At 42.4% G+C, this 16,483-nt stretch carries 13 protein-coding genes; 4 read left to right on the forward strand and 9 right to left on the reverse strand.

Features of this window, described 5'->3' with window-relative positions:
* Positions 1–421: 421 nt before the first annotated feature.
* Positions 422–583: a hypothetical protein gene (locus tag AC3IRT_RS11570; RefSeq protein WP_489393406.1), complete on the forward strand. Its 162-nt coding sequence runs from the start codon at positions 422–424 to the stop codon at positions 581–583.
* 136 nt (positions 584–719) lie between these two features.
* Positions 720–1,355, forward strand: a complete 636-nt coding sequence (locus tag AC3IRT_RS11575) for a response regulator (RefSeq protein ID WP_489393407.1) — start codon at positions 720–722, stop codon at positions 1,353–1,355.
* A 10-nt stretch (positions 1,356–1,365) separates the two neighbouring features.
* Here the strand turns inward: AC3IRT_RS11575 and AC3IRT_RS11580 are convergent, their stop codons facing one another.
* Positions 1,366–2,292 (reverse strand): sensor histidine kinase, encoded by a 927-nt coding sequence (locus AC3IRT_RS11580; protein ID WP_489393408.1) that lies wholly within the window; start codon positions 2,290–2,292, stop codon positions 1,366–1,368.
* 831 nt (positions 2,293–3,123) lie between these two features.
* On the opposite strand from AC3IRT_RS11580, the gene AC3IRT_RS11585 reads away from it, so the two are divergent.
* On the forward strand, positions 3,124–3,600 hold the full coding sequence (locus tag AC3IRT_RS11585) for a DUF2721 domain-containing protein (protein WP_489393409.1): 477 nt from the start codon (positions 3,124–3,126) through the stop codon (positions 3,598–3,600).
* Positions 3,601–3,764: 164 nt separating this feature from the next.
* A complete protein-coding gene (locus AC3IRT_RS11590; protein ID WP_489393410.1) occupies positions 3,765–4,787 on the forward strand; it encodes an LLM class flavin-dependent oxidoreductase in 1,023 nt (340 codons plus the stop codon).
* An 80-nt stretch (positions 4,788–4,867) separates the two neighbouring features.
* Here AC3IRT_RS11590 and AC3IRT_RS11595 read toward each other — a convergent pair whose 3' ends face one another.
* The 8 genes from AC3IRT_RS11595 to AC3IRT_RS11630 form a co-directional block, all read right to left on the reverse strand.
* Positions 4,868–6,118 (reverse strand): YeiH family protein, encoded by a 1,251-nt coding sequence (locus tag AC3IRT_RS11595; protein WP_489393411.1) that lies wholly within the window; start codon positions 6,116–6,118, stop codon positions 4,868–4,870.
* Between the two features lie 52 nt (positions 6,119–6,170).
* Positions 6,171–7,454, reverse strand: a complete 1,284-nt coding sequence (locus tag AC3IRT_RS11600) for a sugar porter family MFS transporter (protein ID WP_489393412.1) — start codon at positions 7,452–7,454, stop codon at positions 6,171–6,173.
* Entirely contained in the window at positions 7,451–8,299 is an 849-nt protein-coding gene (locus tag AC3IRT_RS11605; protein WP_489393413.1) for an ROK family protein, read from the reverse strand. Before AC3IRT_RS11605 ends, AC3IRT_RS11600 begins: the two co-directional genes overlap by 4 nt.
* A gap of 6 nt (positions 8,300–8,305) precedes the next feature.
* Positions 8,306–9,460: a glycoside hydrolase family 130 protein gene (locus AC3IRT_RS11610; RefSeq protein ID WP_489393414.1), complete on the reverse strand. Its 1,155-nt coding sequence runs from the start codon at positions 9,458–9,460 to the stop codon at positions 8,306–8,308.
* Position 9,461: 1 nt separating this feature from the next.
* A complete protein-coding gene (locus AC3IRT_RS11615; RefSeq protein ID WP_489393415.1) occupies positions 9,462–10,916 on the reverse strand; it encodes a RagB/SusD family nutrient uptake outer membrane protein in 1,455 nt (484 codons plus the stop codon).
* Positions 10,917–10,920: 4 nt separating this feature from the next.
* A complete protein-coding gene (locus AC3IRT_RS11620) occupies positions 10,921–14,031 on the reverse strand; it encodes a SusC/RagA family TonB-linked outer membrane protein (RefSeq protein WP_489393416.1) in 3,111 nt (1,036 codons plus the stop codon).
* Positions 14,032–14,119: 88 nt separating this feature from the next.
* Positions 14,120–15,112: a LacI family DNA-binding transcriptional regulator gene (locus tag AC3IRT_RS11625; protein WP_489393417.1), complete on the reverse strand. Its 993-nt coding sequence runs from the start codon at positions 15,110–15,112 to the stop codon at positions 14,120–14,122.
* Between the two features lie 29 nt (positions 15,113–15,141).
* Positions 15,142–16,479: a GH1 family beta-glucosidase gene (locus tag AC3IRT_RS11630; RefSeq protein WP_489393418.1), complete on the reverse strand. Its 1,338-nt coding sequence runs from the start codon at positions 16,477–16,479 to the stop codon at positions 15,142–15,144.
* Positions 16,480–16,483: the final 4 nt, after the last annotated feature.

Here is a 16,483-nt window from a genome sequence, read left to right on the forward strand (position 1 = left end):
CACATAACACATAAACACCTCAATTACTGCCGATTATTTTAACCTTCAAACATTTCTTCACATAATAGTATATTTGTTAATATTATAAAATATAGCAAAAATTTGCTATTTCTTAAGCAAAATATTGTCTATCGTAAAAATGTGCGTATTTTACAAATATCAAGATAGGCTTGACCTAAATACGTTAGAAAATTACAATCCCGAATTACGGTTTTCGAAAATAATTTTTCAAAAACAAAGGATTGTGTCCTGTTATATGAAATTTTATTTAACATAGTAAAATCACACATAGCACGTTGGCAACTATCTTGTTTTAGAATTTCTGAAACAATTCCATAAATTAGATACACATATGCGAATAGCTGCAAACCCTAATATTATTGGTGCCATGATCAAGGTATTAGACAGTAATTTATTTTGTATGCGCATTAGATTCGCATGCGAAGTTATTTACTCTATTAATGAAGATGATTCCTATATAGAATTCAAACCACGCAAAGGACAGCATCTCAATCCTGATGAATTGGTGTGGTTAGGTTTTTTTGCAAAGGATGAGCTTCATAGTGCAAATACACGAACCTAACGAAACTTTCAGTGAAAATGCGCAAGGTAAGAAAATAGGCCTTCCGCCCCCCTAATGATATAGCAAAAAAATGCTACATAACTGTACGAGTAAACCAAACTGCATAATGTATATTTGCTTGTAACAGATTTTTTCTATGTCTCAAGATACCATATTACGCAGAAGGGCTTTTGTGTTGGACGATCACCAGCTGTTTGCCGATTCTTTTACATTGCTGCTGGAGCGCTATATGCAATTTGAAAATGTCGAATCTTTTTCAAAAGCGGAAGATCTTATTGCATACATGACCACATTTGGCACAAATGAAGTGTATGTCTTTTTAGATTATTACCTGTATAATGACAATGGTCTACAAGTATTTTCAGAAATTAAACGCTTAAATAAAAAAGCGTACATCATATTTATCACTAGCGCCGTATCAAATAGTGTAATACACAATCTCATATTAGCCAAACCACATGGAATCTTAAGCAAATCCAGCGATATCCCAACTATGATTCAGGTAACGAATGATGTCGCCAAAGGAGAGATTTCTATTGATAAAAATTTACAAGACATATTAGATACCTTTGAGCAAGTACCTGCATTTACGCCGCGAGAATTGCAGCTATTGAAACACTTCTCGTTAGGTAGCAGTATCTCAGAAGTAGCGGAGACCATGTTCCTAAGCAAGCATACCATCGTAGCCCACAGACGCAAAATGATGGCCAAAGCCGAATGCAATTCTATCGGGCAACTGATACGATTTGCGCACGACAATGATTTAATTTAGTATTATACGGTTACTTTTTGACTGGTTTCATCTCTTCTTGATTGGCCATTTCTAGATCAAACCAAAATTGAGCGCCCTCACCGGGCTCGGATTTTAGATTCAGATGCGTATTGTTTGCATTCAAATATAGTATGCATAATGATAAACCGATACCTGTAGCTTTCTCGCCCCAAGTCCCTAATACTCCCTTTTGAGAGAGTTCTGTTAGTTTCCTGTCAATCTTCGCACCAAAACCGACGCCTGTGTCACGGATCATCACCCGCACTTTATCACCTTCGACATGCTTGACACTAATAAAAATCTGATCATCTGCTGTACAAAATTTTAACGCATTGTTCAGCAGATTATTCATCGTAATCTTTATCATTTGCTTATCCGCTCGCACAAAAATATTTGTAGAACTCTCCACAATAAGTTCAATTTGCTTTTTTTCTGCACGACGGCGATAAATATCAATCGTTTCTTCGACTACCGAAGCCATATCAAAAGCTTCTGATGTGGATCGAAGGCCATCCCGTTGACCAACAATCCAAGTAAGCATTTCATCCAGAAATTTTTTAAGCGTATCCATTTCTTTCCTCGCTTTCTGTAACATATCTCGCGTATCCTTTTCCGAGAGGTAGCCATCCTCAAACATTTTTAATAATGATATAATACTAGCCACAGGAGTTCTAAGATCGTGCGCTACTACAGAGATCAAATGCTGCTTAAAGCGATAACCTTCATCCAACTGTAAATTTTGCCTTTCGACTTGATCTAACACGATTCGCAACTCTTTATTATGCGATTTTTTCCGACGAATAATGATATAGAGTAAGAAGGTTTTCGAAATGACAGCTAGAGAGAAAATCCCAATAATCATCAAAGTACTCTTGCGACTTTCTTCCTGCTGATGATCCAGCGCTTTGACTTGCTTCGCAGTGTATTCTGTCTTCATTCTCTCGGTTTCTAGTAAACCAAGCGCTGAAGACTCTTTATACAGGGCACTTTCCGAGTCACGAGCGGACTTGTAGAATTGAAGCGCCATCCGTAGATCTCCTTTATTTTCATAGATAATCGCTAACTGATTAGCCGCCTCCGAAATATGTTTATAGTTTTTGTCACGCTTAGCAGATCGTAGGAAATCTTACTATATTTTTCCAAACTATCTATTTGTCCCTGCTCACCAAAATCTTGCGCCAGATCACTCATAAGCAGCAAGCTATCAGTACTTAACAAATTGTGAAAAACTATCCGTTTTTCAAACGTACTATTTGCTGTAGCCACATGGACATGTACAGACAGGATTGCTGTTAACAGAAGGGCTCCTTTGAAAAAAAAATTGGCTTGCATTAAAGTATGTCTTAAATAGGTGTTTTTAAGTAGATATAGCATCTGGCTACTTGCTTCATTTAGTTTAGCGAGTGGCACAAAAATTGACCTTATTATCACAGCAGATAGAAAAATCAATGCCGTAAATATACGTGTTTTGTATTCAATTTTATACAATGTTATTATATCAAAAAATCGCAAGCAAACAATAACAAATGTGTGTACTTTATATAAGGTAAGAGATTTTAAAAAATTATCATTATCTACCTAGCTTCAAGCAAATTACCTCACACAATTAGGAAATCTAAAGACTAACATAATTTTACAATAAGTATCTCATCTATGTACTAATTACGATTTATGGTGCTGTACTAATACTCGAGCACCGCACAAAATTCACATGAAATCACCCATATTCATGTAAATTCAACCACTACTTACTATCTTTAAAACACCTATGATTACATACAGCACTGCAGCACTATTATTCCCGGCCATCAGTTTAATTATGCTTGCCTACACCAATCGATTTCTTGCCTTGGCAGCCCTAGTTAGGTCGCTACACGCGAAGTATCTCGAACATAAAACAGGAGGCGTCTTAAAAGGACAAATTGGCAACCTTCGTTTCCGACTCAAACTAATCCGTCAGATGCAAGGTATGGGGGTTTTAAGTTTTATTGCTTGTATTGCATGCGTATACTGCATCTACCTTCAAAATGTGATCCTTATTGAAACGACTTTTGCTTTAAGTCTCTTATTTTTCACTATTTCTCTGGTACTGTCCTTTATAGAAATACATTTCAGCAATAGAGCTTTGGAGCTAGAATTGAGTGATATGGAAGAGCAAGATGAAAAATCTCTGGTAAAATATTTCAAGAAGAAGCTGGACCCTCGTAAAAAGAGTTCAGAATCAGGAGATTCAGACATCCGGTAAACTGCTCGCCTACCCTCTTGGAAAGACACCATTATTTTGGATACGATTTGACATGTTACAGACAAATTATACGTGTTATAACACGTATTTTTTTCGTACATTTGTATTAGATATTTAATCGTGTTAGGATGCACTTTTGCACCGACACATTAATCACTAAGCTTATGAAAAAGTTAGGTTTTTTATCTTTCGGGCATTGGTCTAATCACCCGGCCTATCAAGCACGGACTGCCAGTGATACGCTCTTGCAATCCATTGATTTAGCAGTAGCAGCAGAAGAATTGGGCCTTGATGGCGCCTATTTTCGCGTACATCACTTTGCCAAACAATTGGCATCACCTTTCCCTTTGTTAGCCGCCGTAGGCGCTAGGACAAACCGTATCGAGATTGGCACGGGAGTAATTGATATGCGCTATGAGAATCCCTTGTATATGGTAGAAGATGCAGGCGCAGCAGATTTAATTTCTGAAGGAAGATTGCAATTGGGTATTAGCCGAGGTTCACCCGAACAAGTAATCGACGGTTGGCGTTATTTCGGCCACGAATTGAAAGATGGCGAGACGGATGCCGATATGGGCCGGCGCAAGGCTTTGGAGTTTTTGGATAAATTGATCGGCCAAGGTTTTGCAGAGCCAAATCCTTATCCGATGTTTCCAAATCCGCCGGGATTGCTTCGCTTAGAACCCTATGCACCAGGATTGCGCGATCGTATCTGGTGGGGAGCAGCTTCGAATGCGACAGCTATCTGGGCTGCCGAACAAGGCATGCACTTGCAGAGCTCGACTCTAAAATATGATGAAAATGGCCAACCATTTCACATACAACAAGCGGAGCAAATCCGTCTGTATCGAGAAGCATGGAAAAAAGCCGGTCATGCCGGAGAACCACGTGTTTCGGTGAGCCGTTCTATATTTGCCATCACCAACGATCAAGATCGTATGTACTTTGGACATGAGAATGATAAGGGAGATAAAATTGGAATGATTGAGGCCGATAAACGGGCGATTTTTGGTAGAAGCTTTGCCGCAGAGCCGGATCAACTGATTAAAGAATTGGCGCAGGATGAGGCTATTCAAGAAGCAGATACGTTGTTATTAACCATACCTAACACCCTGGGTGTCGATTACAATGTACATGTGTTATCTAGCATCTTGGAGCATGTAGCGCCCGGATTGGGCTGGCGGTAAGCTTGTGTACATCTGATAAAACAAAAAATCCTGACAATCTTCTCGATTGTCAGGATTTTTCACTTTAAGTGGTAGGCATATTACCTAAATAGTACCAATGCAATCAATAAGGTCACGATCACATTAAACGTCTGGGCGATTAAGAACGCGTATAATGGTTTCTTATTATTGTGCTGAAACAAATCTTTAAAGTTAGTCTCTAATCCGATCGAGGTAAAAGCCAGCACAAACCACAATCCTTGTAAGCTCTTCAAACTATCTTTTACCGCATCAATTTGTACCTGTGGCACCACAAAAGAAAAGAGCAACGACGCGCCTACAAAGCCCACAACAAATTTTGGAAAACGCTCCCAGATTACTTTTAACGTAGGTTTTTCCCGTTTTGTTTCGTCATCAACAGATTTGGAGTACGTCCAATACACACTGATAAAAAACGCGGCAATTCCGAGCAATACATTCTGCGAAAACTTGACGATCGTGCTGATCTTCAAAGCCTCCTCGCCTACGAGCGAGCCAGATGCCACAACAGCTCCCGTTGTATCAATACTTCCGCCCAACCATGCACCCGTTACTTCTTGCGAAAGTCCCATCCAATCGGCCATATAAGGCATAAAAATCATCATCGGGATGGCGGTGATCAACACCAAAGAAATTACATACGACAGCTTTTTGCTATCTCCTTGTATGGCTCCAGAAGTGGCGATAGCAGCCGAAACACCGCATATAGACACCGCACTAGAGAGCATCAGCGACATTTCTTTATCGATCTTTAACTTTTTACAAATCCAAAATGCAAAATACCAGACCGAAATCACAACCACCAAGGCCTGAATCAAGCCTAGAGATCCGGCTTTCAGAATATCTCTAAAAATAACCGTCGTACCCAACAGCACTAAACCAATCTTGACATACAATTCGGTGTTGAGCGATTCTTTAAACCAATCTGGCAAGCGAAACAAGTTACTAATGGCCAATCCTATTCCTAAACTGAAAATGACCGCCTCCAGATTATACTCCTGAATCCAGTTATTACCGGCAATAGCAAGCGCTACAATGGTCAGCAGAAACACAATAGGAAATACAATTACGAGCGACTTCAACGGTTTTCTCAGCAAGATGGCACCCGCTATCGCGATGCCAAATGTAATCCCAAACTGAAGCAGTATGCGATATAGATTATCTGGAGAGAATACTTTACTCGTTAACTGTGCGCCAGAATCCCATCCAAAAGTTGGTTTTGGAATAATAATACCAGCCAATGCCAGCAAGATAATGGCCGCACCTAAAATAACGACTACCCAGTCTTCAGATAGTTTCCTCGATCGTAACATGTATTGATTTTAATTAGTTATGTGGCTAGTAGCCGATCCGACAAATATAGGTTTAATGAGTTGCTTCTCCTATTTCTTCCAAAGACTTGCCTTTAGTTTCGGGGATAAAAAGTATAAAAACAAAAGACAATACAACCATAATCGCATAGAACAAGAAGATGTAAAATGCACCATCCGATATTTGCTCGACAATGATGGGGAACAAACCGGAGACAATAGCCGCAAACAACCAATGTGTCGTACTACCAAGCGACGTACCTTGTGAGCGCACTTCGTTCGGGAATATTTCGGAAATAAACACCCAGATCACCGCTCCTTGGGAGAGGGCAAAAGCTGCAATGAAACCAACGATATACCAAAGCAGATAAGGAGTACCACCATCCCTTAGGCCGAAAGCCGCACATAACAAAAACACGAACATACCGACAGCACCGGTCAGCAATAATTTTTTACGACCAAATTTATCAATAATGCTCATCCCTATCAGGGTGAATAACAGGTTGGTACCACCAATAAAGATCGGTTGCAAATAGGCATTCTCGCCATCAAATCCAGCCATCTCAAAGATGCGAGGAGCATAATATAAGATCGCGTTGATACCAACCATCTGATTGAAGAAGGCCAGCAATACGGCCATAACAATCGGCTTGGTATACGCTTTTTGAAATAGATTGACTTGCACGACCTTTTTGACCGAGATAGCATCGCTAGGAACTTGTCCTATCCTATCAAATAGTGGCAAGGCTTCTTCTCGACTTCGGTGCAGCATCACCCAGCGTGGACTTTCTGGAACAGTTAAGATCAGTATACAAAACAAAATGGACGGCACGGCCATTATGCCCAGCATATAACGCCATCCTTCTTCGCCCATACCTGAAAACAGATAATTGGTTAAGTAGGCTGCGAAAATACCTGAAACTACCATGATCTGAAACAAGCCCGTTAGCTTGCCGCGATCTTTTGCAGGTGCAATTTCGGAGATGTAAACAGGTCCGGCTACAGAGCTGATACCAACTGCTAATCCACCTAAAAAACGAAAAAACAAGAAAACAGACCAGATTGGTGCTACCGCACAACCAATCGCAGAAAGTAGGTACAATACTGCGACAAACGTCAAAGTGGGTTTTCGTCCGTACTTTTCTGCGGCTTTACCCGCTACGATCGCACCAATAATGGTACCGATCAACGACATGGACACCGTTAGGCCATGCCAAAAGGAATCCAACTCCCAAAGTCGTTGTATAATTCGCTCTGCGCCGGATATCACGGCTGTCTCAAAACCAAAGAGAAAGCCGCCTAAGGACGCTATCAGCGAGAATTTCCATACATTTTTCATAGGTTTATATTTGAAATCATTCCGTAAAATAGGTTTATTTCGTCAAAAGAGGCAACACGTATCGGAATTTCTACCTGAGCACGTACCTTTTCTAAGAACACGTGATGCGATTTTGCAATGCTCCCGCCTATTATGATGTAATCAGGCGCTATAGAATGAATGTATTGTTGATGAAAATCTACCAAACTATCTGACAGAAAATCCACTGCGACATCGCGATGCATGTCACTATCCGGATCACACATCACTTCTTTAACATTATTGTACTGATCTATACCTTGTATTTTTAACTGATACAATAAGCCTCTGGTAGAGATATAATCCTCAGCGATTCCATCGCGGAAAGCGGCAGAACCAAAATTAAGATCTTTCGCATGCGCGTCATCGTAGAGTGCCGAGCCCAATCCAGTTCCCAGTGTCAAGCCAACCACCGTGGCATCGGTCAACTGATGATGGTATATCTCACCCAATAAAAAGGCGTGTGCATCATTAAAAAATACGATATGTTGCGCGGGGATATGGTATTTATCATTTAAATACTGCTTGACATCCATTCCCAGAATTGCCTGATATTTGTGCATACCGTCCATTTCCGAAATTCCGTTGACATAATCAAATGGCCCGGGGATGGAGATTACGCAAGCGTTCACAGGAGACTCCGCTAATTTCAATACGTTGGTCAACACTTTATCCCAGTCATTCAAAATAGATTCTCGACTAGCATTGCTATCTACCTCCCCGCATACATATGCTTGCTGATGCAAGCGCATGGTGTTTTTGTCAATCAAGGCGGCACTAATATGCGTGCCGCCTACATCTATTGCTAAGATTAATTCTATCTCCATTTGCTTTTACGGTAGTGGATCAAAATTAGCTGGCCGACTTGGATCATAAACAGAGACACCCACTTTAGAATCAGCACAACCATAATACAAGAACCATTTGGATTTATAGTAAGCCAAGCCTTGGATGAATACTGTTCCATCTACATATTGCCCCGATTTCTCAAAATCCTCCATCGGTCTTTTAAATGGCGTATTCAACCGATCAATAACCTTGGTAGGATCATTCGCATCGAATAAAACTTGTCCGGCACTATACGTACCTAATGTAAAACGTGGATCAGCCTGCTCCTGTCCATCATGGTTTTTGCCATTGTACAATAAGAGAATCCCTTTATCGGTCTTGATCGCTGGTGGCCCACATTCGGTGAGTGCAGAATCAAAATATCCTTTTCGCACATTAATAAACGTAGCTAATTCGCCCTGCTCATCCAGTACCGGTTCCCAATCAATTAAATTGTCAGAGGTAGCTCCTTTTACACCATGCTCGCCCCAATACATCCAATATTTGCCGTTCACTTTATCAATCACCAACTTATCGTTCTTCAACGTAGTAACGATCGAAGCTGATTTATGTGGCATTTCCATCATTTTAGTATATGTCGATTTGGCGAAGATTGGCCCGTGTTTCGTCCAGTTGCGCAAATCTTTGGACGTGGCTACGCCCAAACGAGGAACATCGCGATTCCATTGTGTGTAAAACACCACAAAAGTACCATCTTCGGTCACGGCTACGCGGGGATCTTCAATTCCTCCTGGCCATTCATAGGTTTTTTGATTGTCTTCATCGGGAAACAGCACCGGCGTTTTGTCTCTGGTGAAATGCAAGCCATCGGTGCTATACGCCAAGCCCAACCGCGACGTCCGAAAACCAATTCCAATGCCATACTTATCTTCGGCACGATACAAGACAAAAATGGTATCATCCTTTACCACAGTGCCGGGATTGAACGTATCATTCTCCTCCCAACGCACCATCTTGCCCGACATCGGATCTAAAAAAGTAGTGGTAGAATCTGGGCTGATCACCGGATTGATTCCTGCTGGTCGTTCAAATCCTCCGAGTGCCCAGTCGGGAGCGTTACTCTTTTCTTTCTTTTCGGCATCGCCGCAAGCACTCATGACTGCGACAGCTACGGCATAACATACTAATTGCTTTTTCATATTAATATCCTGGGTTTTGTACTATTTTACCTGCTGTTTTGTCCACATCACCTTGTGGTATTGGGAATAAATCATGCATGTCTAAATAAGGTTTTCCAATTTGGTTGAGGGTTGTCTTGGCTATTTTCCAGCGGCGTAGATCTGATAATCGATGCGCTTCAAAACTCAACTCCACACGCCGCTCTTGCCGCAACCATGTTGTCGCCAATTCTTTGTTGGCAGATGTAGCGCGATCAGGCAATACCGATTGGCTTCCGCGAGCACGTTGGCGAATCAGATTGATAATAGCTACACCTTCTGCGATGCGATTGCTTTCAATCAAGGCTTCCGCTTTCCAAAGCAATACATCGGCATAGCGTATATAAATTCGATCAACAGGTGAATTTTCATTTCCTTTGAATGCATCATTTTGCGCACCCAATAATTTATAGACAGAACGGGAGTTGGTATTAAATGATTGTGCTAAACGCGGATCTCCTGCTTCAAATGCTTGCAAAAGATGGGTCGATGGCCCCAAAAAACCCCATCCCATCAGTGCCGTGAGGCCGTTGCCACGGGGAGGTTGTAGACCAGTTTCATGATCGTAAATAAAAATATTTTCCTGCTCTTGATACGCTTTATCGTTATCAAAGGCATCAAAATAATTCGGATTCAGACCATAAAAACCCGTTTGCTCCAACTGATTGGTATAATCGATCACACCATCCCAATCGTTTTCGAAAAGCGCCACTTTTGCTTTCAAGGCCAATACAGCGCCATGCGATGCGCGCCAACGCTCTTGCGTATTCGAGTATTTTGCGCGTGGCAGATTTTCCAAAGCTATCGCTAGATCCGCTTTTATCTGCGCATATACTTCGTTCCTTGGCATACGTACGGCCACATCGTAGGCATCATTGAAGTTTTCTAATGGTTGTAATACCACAGGTACATCTCCGAAATATTTGACCAAATCGAAATAGTAGAAAGCACGCAAAAAGGCACTTTCACCCAATAACTGTTTCCTTCTTTCCTCGCTGATGTTGACTTTGGACAATGTTTCTGGATCTGTGAGCTGAAATAGCGTAATATTCACACGAGCAATGCCATCGTAATTGAATCGCCAGATTCCTGCGAATGCACCATTCTCTGCCGTAAAATTATAATTGGCAACATCGTCCATCCAGGCTTGATCGCCATCCGGCACCCATTTCTTCTGTGCATCGCCCGAAGCGATATCTTCCAAAATAAAATCTGGCCGAACAACTAATCCGCCCGTCCAATCCCAATCACCAAAGATGTTTAATGTACTAGAAAGTGGGCGATAAGCAAATTGTACGCCGGTAACAATCGTTCCTTCTGTAGGATCTACCTGTACCTGTTCCTGCGTAAGAATACCGATCGGATCTTTATCCAACCATTTCGAACAGCTGGAAAACAACAAGGCGGCACTCGCTATATATATGAGTTTCGTATTCATGGTTTTAAAAAGTTAGATTTACACCAAATAAAAAGGTTTTGGCTTGCGGGTAAGTACCCCGATCGATCAATTCCGTACTTTCAGGGTCTAAGCCGGTATAGTTTGTCCAAGTGTAGAGATTTTGACCAGAGACATACACTCGCGCATTAGAAATTCCCCACCGTGCCGGCAATTGACGAAATGAATAGCCCAATTCCACATTTTTCAAACGGAGATAAGAAGCATCTTCGATGTATAAAGAAGAGAAACGGCTCACTCCAGTATCTTCAAAAGCTACGCGTGGCAAACTATTGGTAGAGCCTTCCCCATTCCAAGCATCCAACATACGCGTTGTGTAATTAAATGGTCGGCTATCAAAGTCGACGATGCGCATGCCATCATTGTAGCGATCTACCCCTTTCACACCTTGGAAAAACACGTTTAGATCAAATCCTTTGTACGAAACATCTCCATAAAAACCATAGCTCAAACGCGGGATAGGGTTACCAATAAACGTACGGTCGTCGTCATTGATTATACCATCGTTATTCAAGTCTTTGAAACGAACATCCCCGGGCTTGCTCAGCGGCGTATTCAACCCATGCTGATGTGCCGTTACCTCGGCTTGGTTTTGATAAACACCTTCCATTACATAACCAAAATAAGCATCTAAAGGCTGTCCAACTTCGGCGCGCGCGACCGGACCAACAATACGTGGTACGTTCTCATGCAGAGCAGCCACTTTATTGCGCAAACCCGTTAAGTTACCGCCCAAGCTGAATGTGCCATCTTTCGCAAAAGAATCACGGTAGCGTACATTGAGTTCCCAGCCTTCATTGTTTACCTGACCAGCATTGACGTACGTAGCATCGACATTACCCACAAAGCTTGGCAGACTTAACAACAATAGAATATCTTTCGTTTGCTTGCTAAACACATCGGCCGTAATGTCCAATTTATTGTTTAACCAGCGCATATCTACCCCAATATTGTGCTGCGTAGTCGATTCCCAACGCAAGGAAGGATTGCCGTAACGTGTGATATTTCCCTCCCGACCATACATCGTGAGGTAAGCGTAGTTATTGATATTTTGGTTGCCCAATGTACCGGTTGAACCGCGAACTTTTAAATATGATAAAGTACTATTTGGCTCAAAAAAGGATTCGTTGCTCACGATCCAGCCAGCGGATAATGATGGGAAGTACCCCCATTTATTATCGGACCCAAAGCGCGATGAAGCATCAGCACGTAAGTTTCCTGTCAATGTATAGCGCGATTTGTAAGCATACGTAGCAGAAGCAAATACCGAAAAGAGTGCCCATTCTTGTGCAAAGCCACCATTCCAGAGATCCCGATTTACATCTCCTAGATCCATATAATGAAATCGATCCGATTCATATTCAAAGCGGCGACGGGAGGCATTGATCGAGCTGCTATTGTTGATAATAAACTCGGTACCGGCCAAGGTATTGATCTGATGATCTTCCCACTGCTTGTCATAGCTTAAAACATTGTTCCAAGTGAGGGTGTAATCTTCTCCACGATCTTCGTTAAGGCCGTTTGGTCTATTTAGTCTTCCGGTTCCTGCATCAATCGCTTCTCCGCCACCATCATTGTCACCGTAATTGGCGAAAAATGCTTTATTGTGGTTGAAGTTGAGCTCAAGACCCAATACGGATCTGAATTTCAATGACCGGTCAGCCAATATATCTACAGATCCTTCGACGTTACCAAATAATTTAAACTGGCGCTGGTTGTTGTCAGAATAATTAGCTCCGGCAACCGGATTTTGAGACCATTCATACAACTCAGAGCGAAAATTCCCCGGTCCTTGATAGAATGGTAAATCTGTAAATGGTCGATCGGCGTTATAAGTAGGATCGCTAGGATCTTTGTACACGCCCAATACCGGCGGACGCAAGAGCGCGTGCCGGATAATACCCGGCGCATCTCCTCTGGAAGAAGCGACCATACGCTCCTGATGATTCAGCAACAAGTTGGAACGCACTTGCACGCGGTCATGCAACTTGGCCGACACGTTGCTACGGAATTCCAAACGACGGTATTTGTCGTTGTCAAATTTCAAAATTCCGTTCTGACTATAGTACCCAGTGGCCAGACGATAGGTTACTTTTTCGGATCCGCCCGAAGCACCGATCTGAAAACTGTTGGTTTGCCCAGTTTCAAATAGCTCATCTAGCCAGTTGGTATTGGCCAAATCCGTGCGTGATTTTTCTGCGGTGTATGGATTCGTTCCGCTGCTATTGCTATTCGCCCAAGCCTGCTCTACCGTGTTTAAATACTGCGTCGTATTCATCATCTTTGGAAGATTGGTGGCTTGTTGTATCCCCGAGAATACATTGACATCAAAACGGGCATCTCCAGCGACCCCTTTTTTAGTCGTTACCAAAATCACACCCGCTGCCGCACGCGAACCATATATGGATGCAGCCGAAGCATCTTTCAATACCGACATCGATTCAATATCATTCGGGTTGACGAAACTAAAATTGGTGGTAGGAATACCATCGACTACAAATAAAGGCGAATTATTGCCAATCGTACCTACACCACGCACGCGTATATCAATCGGATCACCGGGCTGACCCGTTGCCTGTGTTACATTAATACCGGCGACCGCACCCTGTAGCATTTGTGATACATCTTGTACACGACGCTTCTCTGCTACCGCCATATCTACGCGGCTTATTGCGCCGGATACGTTGGTTTCGCGAAGGCTATTGTATCCCATGATGACCACCTCATCGACCGATTGATTACTTGAATTCATCGTAATGCGCAAATCAATTTCAGCGGTGATTGTATGCGATAGTGTAGCGAAGCCCGTATAAGAAATTTCGAATACTTGCCCAGGCTTTCCCTCCAACACAAACTCCCCTTGTGCATTAGATTGTGTAGCGGTGCTTTGTTGTACGTTTCTAACCGTGGCATTAGCCAGTGGATTTCCTTCCTCGTCGACAATAGTTCCCCGATAACGCTGTTGGACAACCCATAAATTTGCTGTGCTGCGCGACACATCGCTCATAGCGAAAGCGCCGACAGGCAGGTAAAGCGATGCGCAGAAAACAATGCACAACCCTCCCTTCATTCGATGTAGTAAATGATGCTTTATCATAAGTAGTTTTATTAGGTTTAAAACTATCAATGCAAAACCGGTTTTGCATGATACGATAAAGATATATCAAATACCTAATAAATACAAATTACCCTTTAATGGTACTTTTTCTGACAAGCAATTTGGATGGAATAATATGATCGGTGGGTTGTTTTATTTTCACCTTGATCTGCCCCATCACATTATCTACAATCTTTTGTGCAATTTCCTCTATGGGCTGTCGTACGCAGGTAATTGGCGGATCAAATAGCTCGAAGACTTCGTGATCATCAAAGGATAGTAAAGCATACTTTTTCACCTTGTCAGCTTGCTGAATGGCTTTGATACCGGCAATACATAAATAATTGGTACTGAAATATATCGCATCTAAATTATTCGCTTTTAGGAAATTTTGAATAGACAAAACGCGCTCTTCTATCGGGGCAGAAAAAGGTATTTGTAAAATGTACTCTTCTAAATGATGCTGCTTTAATTGTGCCGTGCAAGCATGCAGTCTTTCGAGCATTTGAGATTGCTGTGAATCGCTGGTGACCATACCTATGCGCGTATATCCTTGTGCTATCAAATGTTTGACCGCTTGTTCGCTTGCGAGGTAATTATCGGTCCCGACGTAATTAACATCGGACAAATTGGCTTTGCGATCGAATACGACCAAAGGGATAGCAGCTGAAACTACTTTTGAAATCTCAGATTCCAAATCTGCTGTAGGAGAAATAATAAGCCCTTCTACTTTCTGATCTACCATCGAAGCGATAATCTCACGGGCATTCGTAGCACTACCGATCGTACTGCTGTATAACACATGATATCCATGCGATCTTAGGCATTCTTCGATATGCAATGCAATGGGACCGAAAAAACTGTCGCCGATATTTTCTACAATAAGCCCAATCGTCAATGTTTTTCCAGTAGCCAAACTCTTTGCCAGCGCATTGGGTTTAAAGCCTATCTTTTGGACGTAATCCAAAATGCGTTTTTCCAATTCTTTGCTAATACGAGATTGTTCTGCCTTACCATTGATCACCAAAGAGACCGTGGATTTGGAAACATTTAATTCTTTCGCTATTTGGCTGATCGACATCTTCAAGACCTCAAGTTAAAACTCTTTTCTTAATCACGCAAAAAATCAGCATACCACTTGCCCGAATCTTTTACGATGCGACGCTGCGTTTCGAAATCCACATGCACCAGACCAAAACGAGGATGATAACCTTCGGCCCATTCAAAATTATCCAAAAAAGTCCACACAAAATAACCACGAACATCCACGCCATCTTCCTTAGCACGGTGAATATGTGACACCGCATCCTGCAAATATTGCGTGCGTGCAACGTCATGAACTTTGCCTCGCGTTACTTCGTCTGGAAACGCTGCACCATTTTCTGTAACCATCAATGGTGGCATATTTTCGTAAGCACTATACTTTTTCAAGATGTGATAAAGTGATTCTGAATATACTTCCCAATTCATCGTGGTGGTAGGCACTTGGCGATCTTGAGCAGTGACCAGCTTCGCGCGTAGATATGGGATGAAGTATGAATGCGCCACAATCTCACGCGTATAGTTTTGCACGCCTACAAAATCCATGTCGAACTTTAGATTCTGCTCGTCCTCCGCTTGCATATACTTTTCAATCTTGCGGAGCGTCTTGATTTCTTCCGTGGGATAGCCCAGTCCGAGCAAAGGTTCTACAAATAAGCGGTTGAGTAACGCATCTGCCCGCTTTGCAGCTTGTACATCCCGATCTTTAGCGCTAAAAGGTTCGATATGAGAAGTAGAGAAAGTCGTACCAACGGTGCTTTCTGGTTGCAATGATTTAATAATTCGCGCGCCATGCGCTTGCGCTAAAGCCGCGTGATGCGTTGCTGCTAGAAAAGAATTCAATCCGCGACGCCCTGGCGCATGAATGCCCAGAAAATAACCTGCACCGGTGAACACCATCGGTTCATTCAACACCATCCAATGCTTCACCCGATCACCGAAATTTCGTACGCAACAGGCGACATAATCACCAAACCATCCGACGACATCCCGATTAGTCCAACCACCTTTTATCTCTAGGCTGGATGGAAGATCCCAATGATATAAGGTAATCCAAGGCGTGATACCAAGAGATAGCATCTGATCGATCAGACGATTGTAATAATCAATACCTGCTTGATTCACCTCTCCCCTGCCTACCGGAAAAATTCGACTCCAAGAAATCGAGAACCGATGATGACGGATGTTCATATCGCGCATCAATTGCAGGTCATCGTCGTAGCGATGGTAAAAGTCACAGGCTACATCGCCATGCTCTCCTTTGGCTATCTTTCCGGATTTGCGGACAAAATCATCCCAAATCGAAAAACCCTTACCATCTTGTAGATAACCGCCTTCAATTTGATAAGCCGCCGTAGATACTCCCCAGATAAAATCCTTGCCTAAAGGCTCTTTCGTTAATCCCATAAAA

The sequence above is a fragment of the Sphingobacterium sp. KH_072 genome (assembly GCF_057837975.1).

Coding starts and splice junctions, on each gene's coding strand:
- AC3IRT_RS11570 (WP_489393406.1), top strand. CDS start 422: ATGCGCATTAGATTCGCATGCGAAGTTATTTACTCTATTAATGAAGAT.
- AC3IRT_RS11575 (WP_489393407.1), top strand. CDS start 720: ATGTCTCAAGATACCATATTACGCAGAAGGGCTTTTGTGTTGGACGAT.
- AC3IRT_RS11580 (WP_489393408.1), bottom strand. CDS start 2,292: ATGAAGACAGAATACACTGCGAAGCAAGTCAAAGCGCTGGATCATCAG.
- AC3IRT_RS11585 (WP_489393409.1), top strand. CDS start 3,124: ATGATTACATACAGCACTGCAGCACTATTATTCCCGGCCATCAGTTTA.
- AC3IRT_RS11590 (WP_489393410.1), top strand. CDS start 3,765: ATGAAAAAGTTAGGTTTTTTATCTTTCGGGCATTGGTCTAATCACCCG.
- AC3IRT_RS11595 (WP_489393411.1), bottom strand. CDS start 6,118: ATGTTACGATCGAGGAAACTATCTGAAGACTGGGTAGTCGTTATTTTA.
- AC3IRT_RS11600 (WP_489393412.1), bottom strand. CDS start 7,454: ATGAAAAATGTATGGAAATTCTCGCTGATAGCGTCCTTAGGCGGCTTT.
- AC3IRT_RS11605 (WP_489393413.1), bottom strand. CDS start 8,299: ATGGAGATAGAATTAATCTTAGCAATAGATGTAGGCGGCACGCATATT.
- AC3IRT_RS11610 (WP_489393414.1), bottom strand. CDS start 9,460: ATGAAAAAGCAATTAGTATGTTATGCCGTAGCTGTCGCAGTCATGAGT.
- AC3IRT_RS11615 (WP_489393415.1), bottom strand. CDS start 10,916: ATGAATACGAAACTCATATATATAGCGAGTGCCGCCTTGTTGTTTTCC.
- AC3IRT_RS11620 (WP_489393416.1), bottom strand. CDS start 14,031: ATGATAAAGCATCATTTACTACATCGAATGAAGGGAGGGTTGTGCATT.
- AC3IRT_RS11625 (WP_489393417.1), bottom strand. CDS start 15,112: ATGTCGATCAGCCAAATAGCGAAAGAATTAAATGTTTCCAAATCCACG.
- AC3IRT_RS11630 (WP_489393418.1), bottom strand. CDS start 16,479: ATGGGATTAACGAAAGAGCCTTTAGGCAAGGATTTTATCTGGGGAGTA.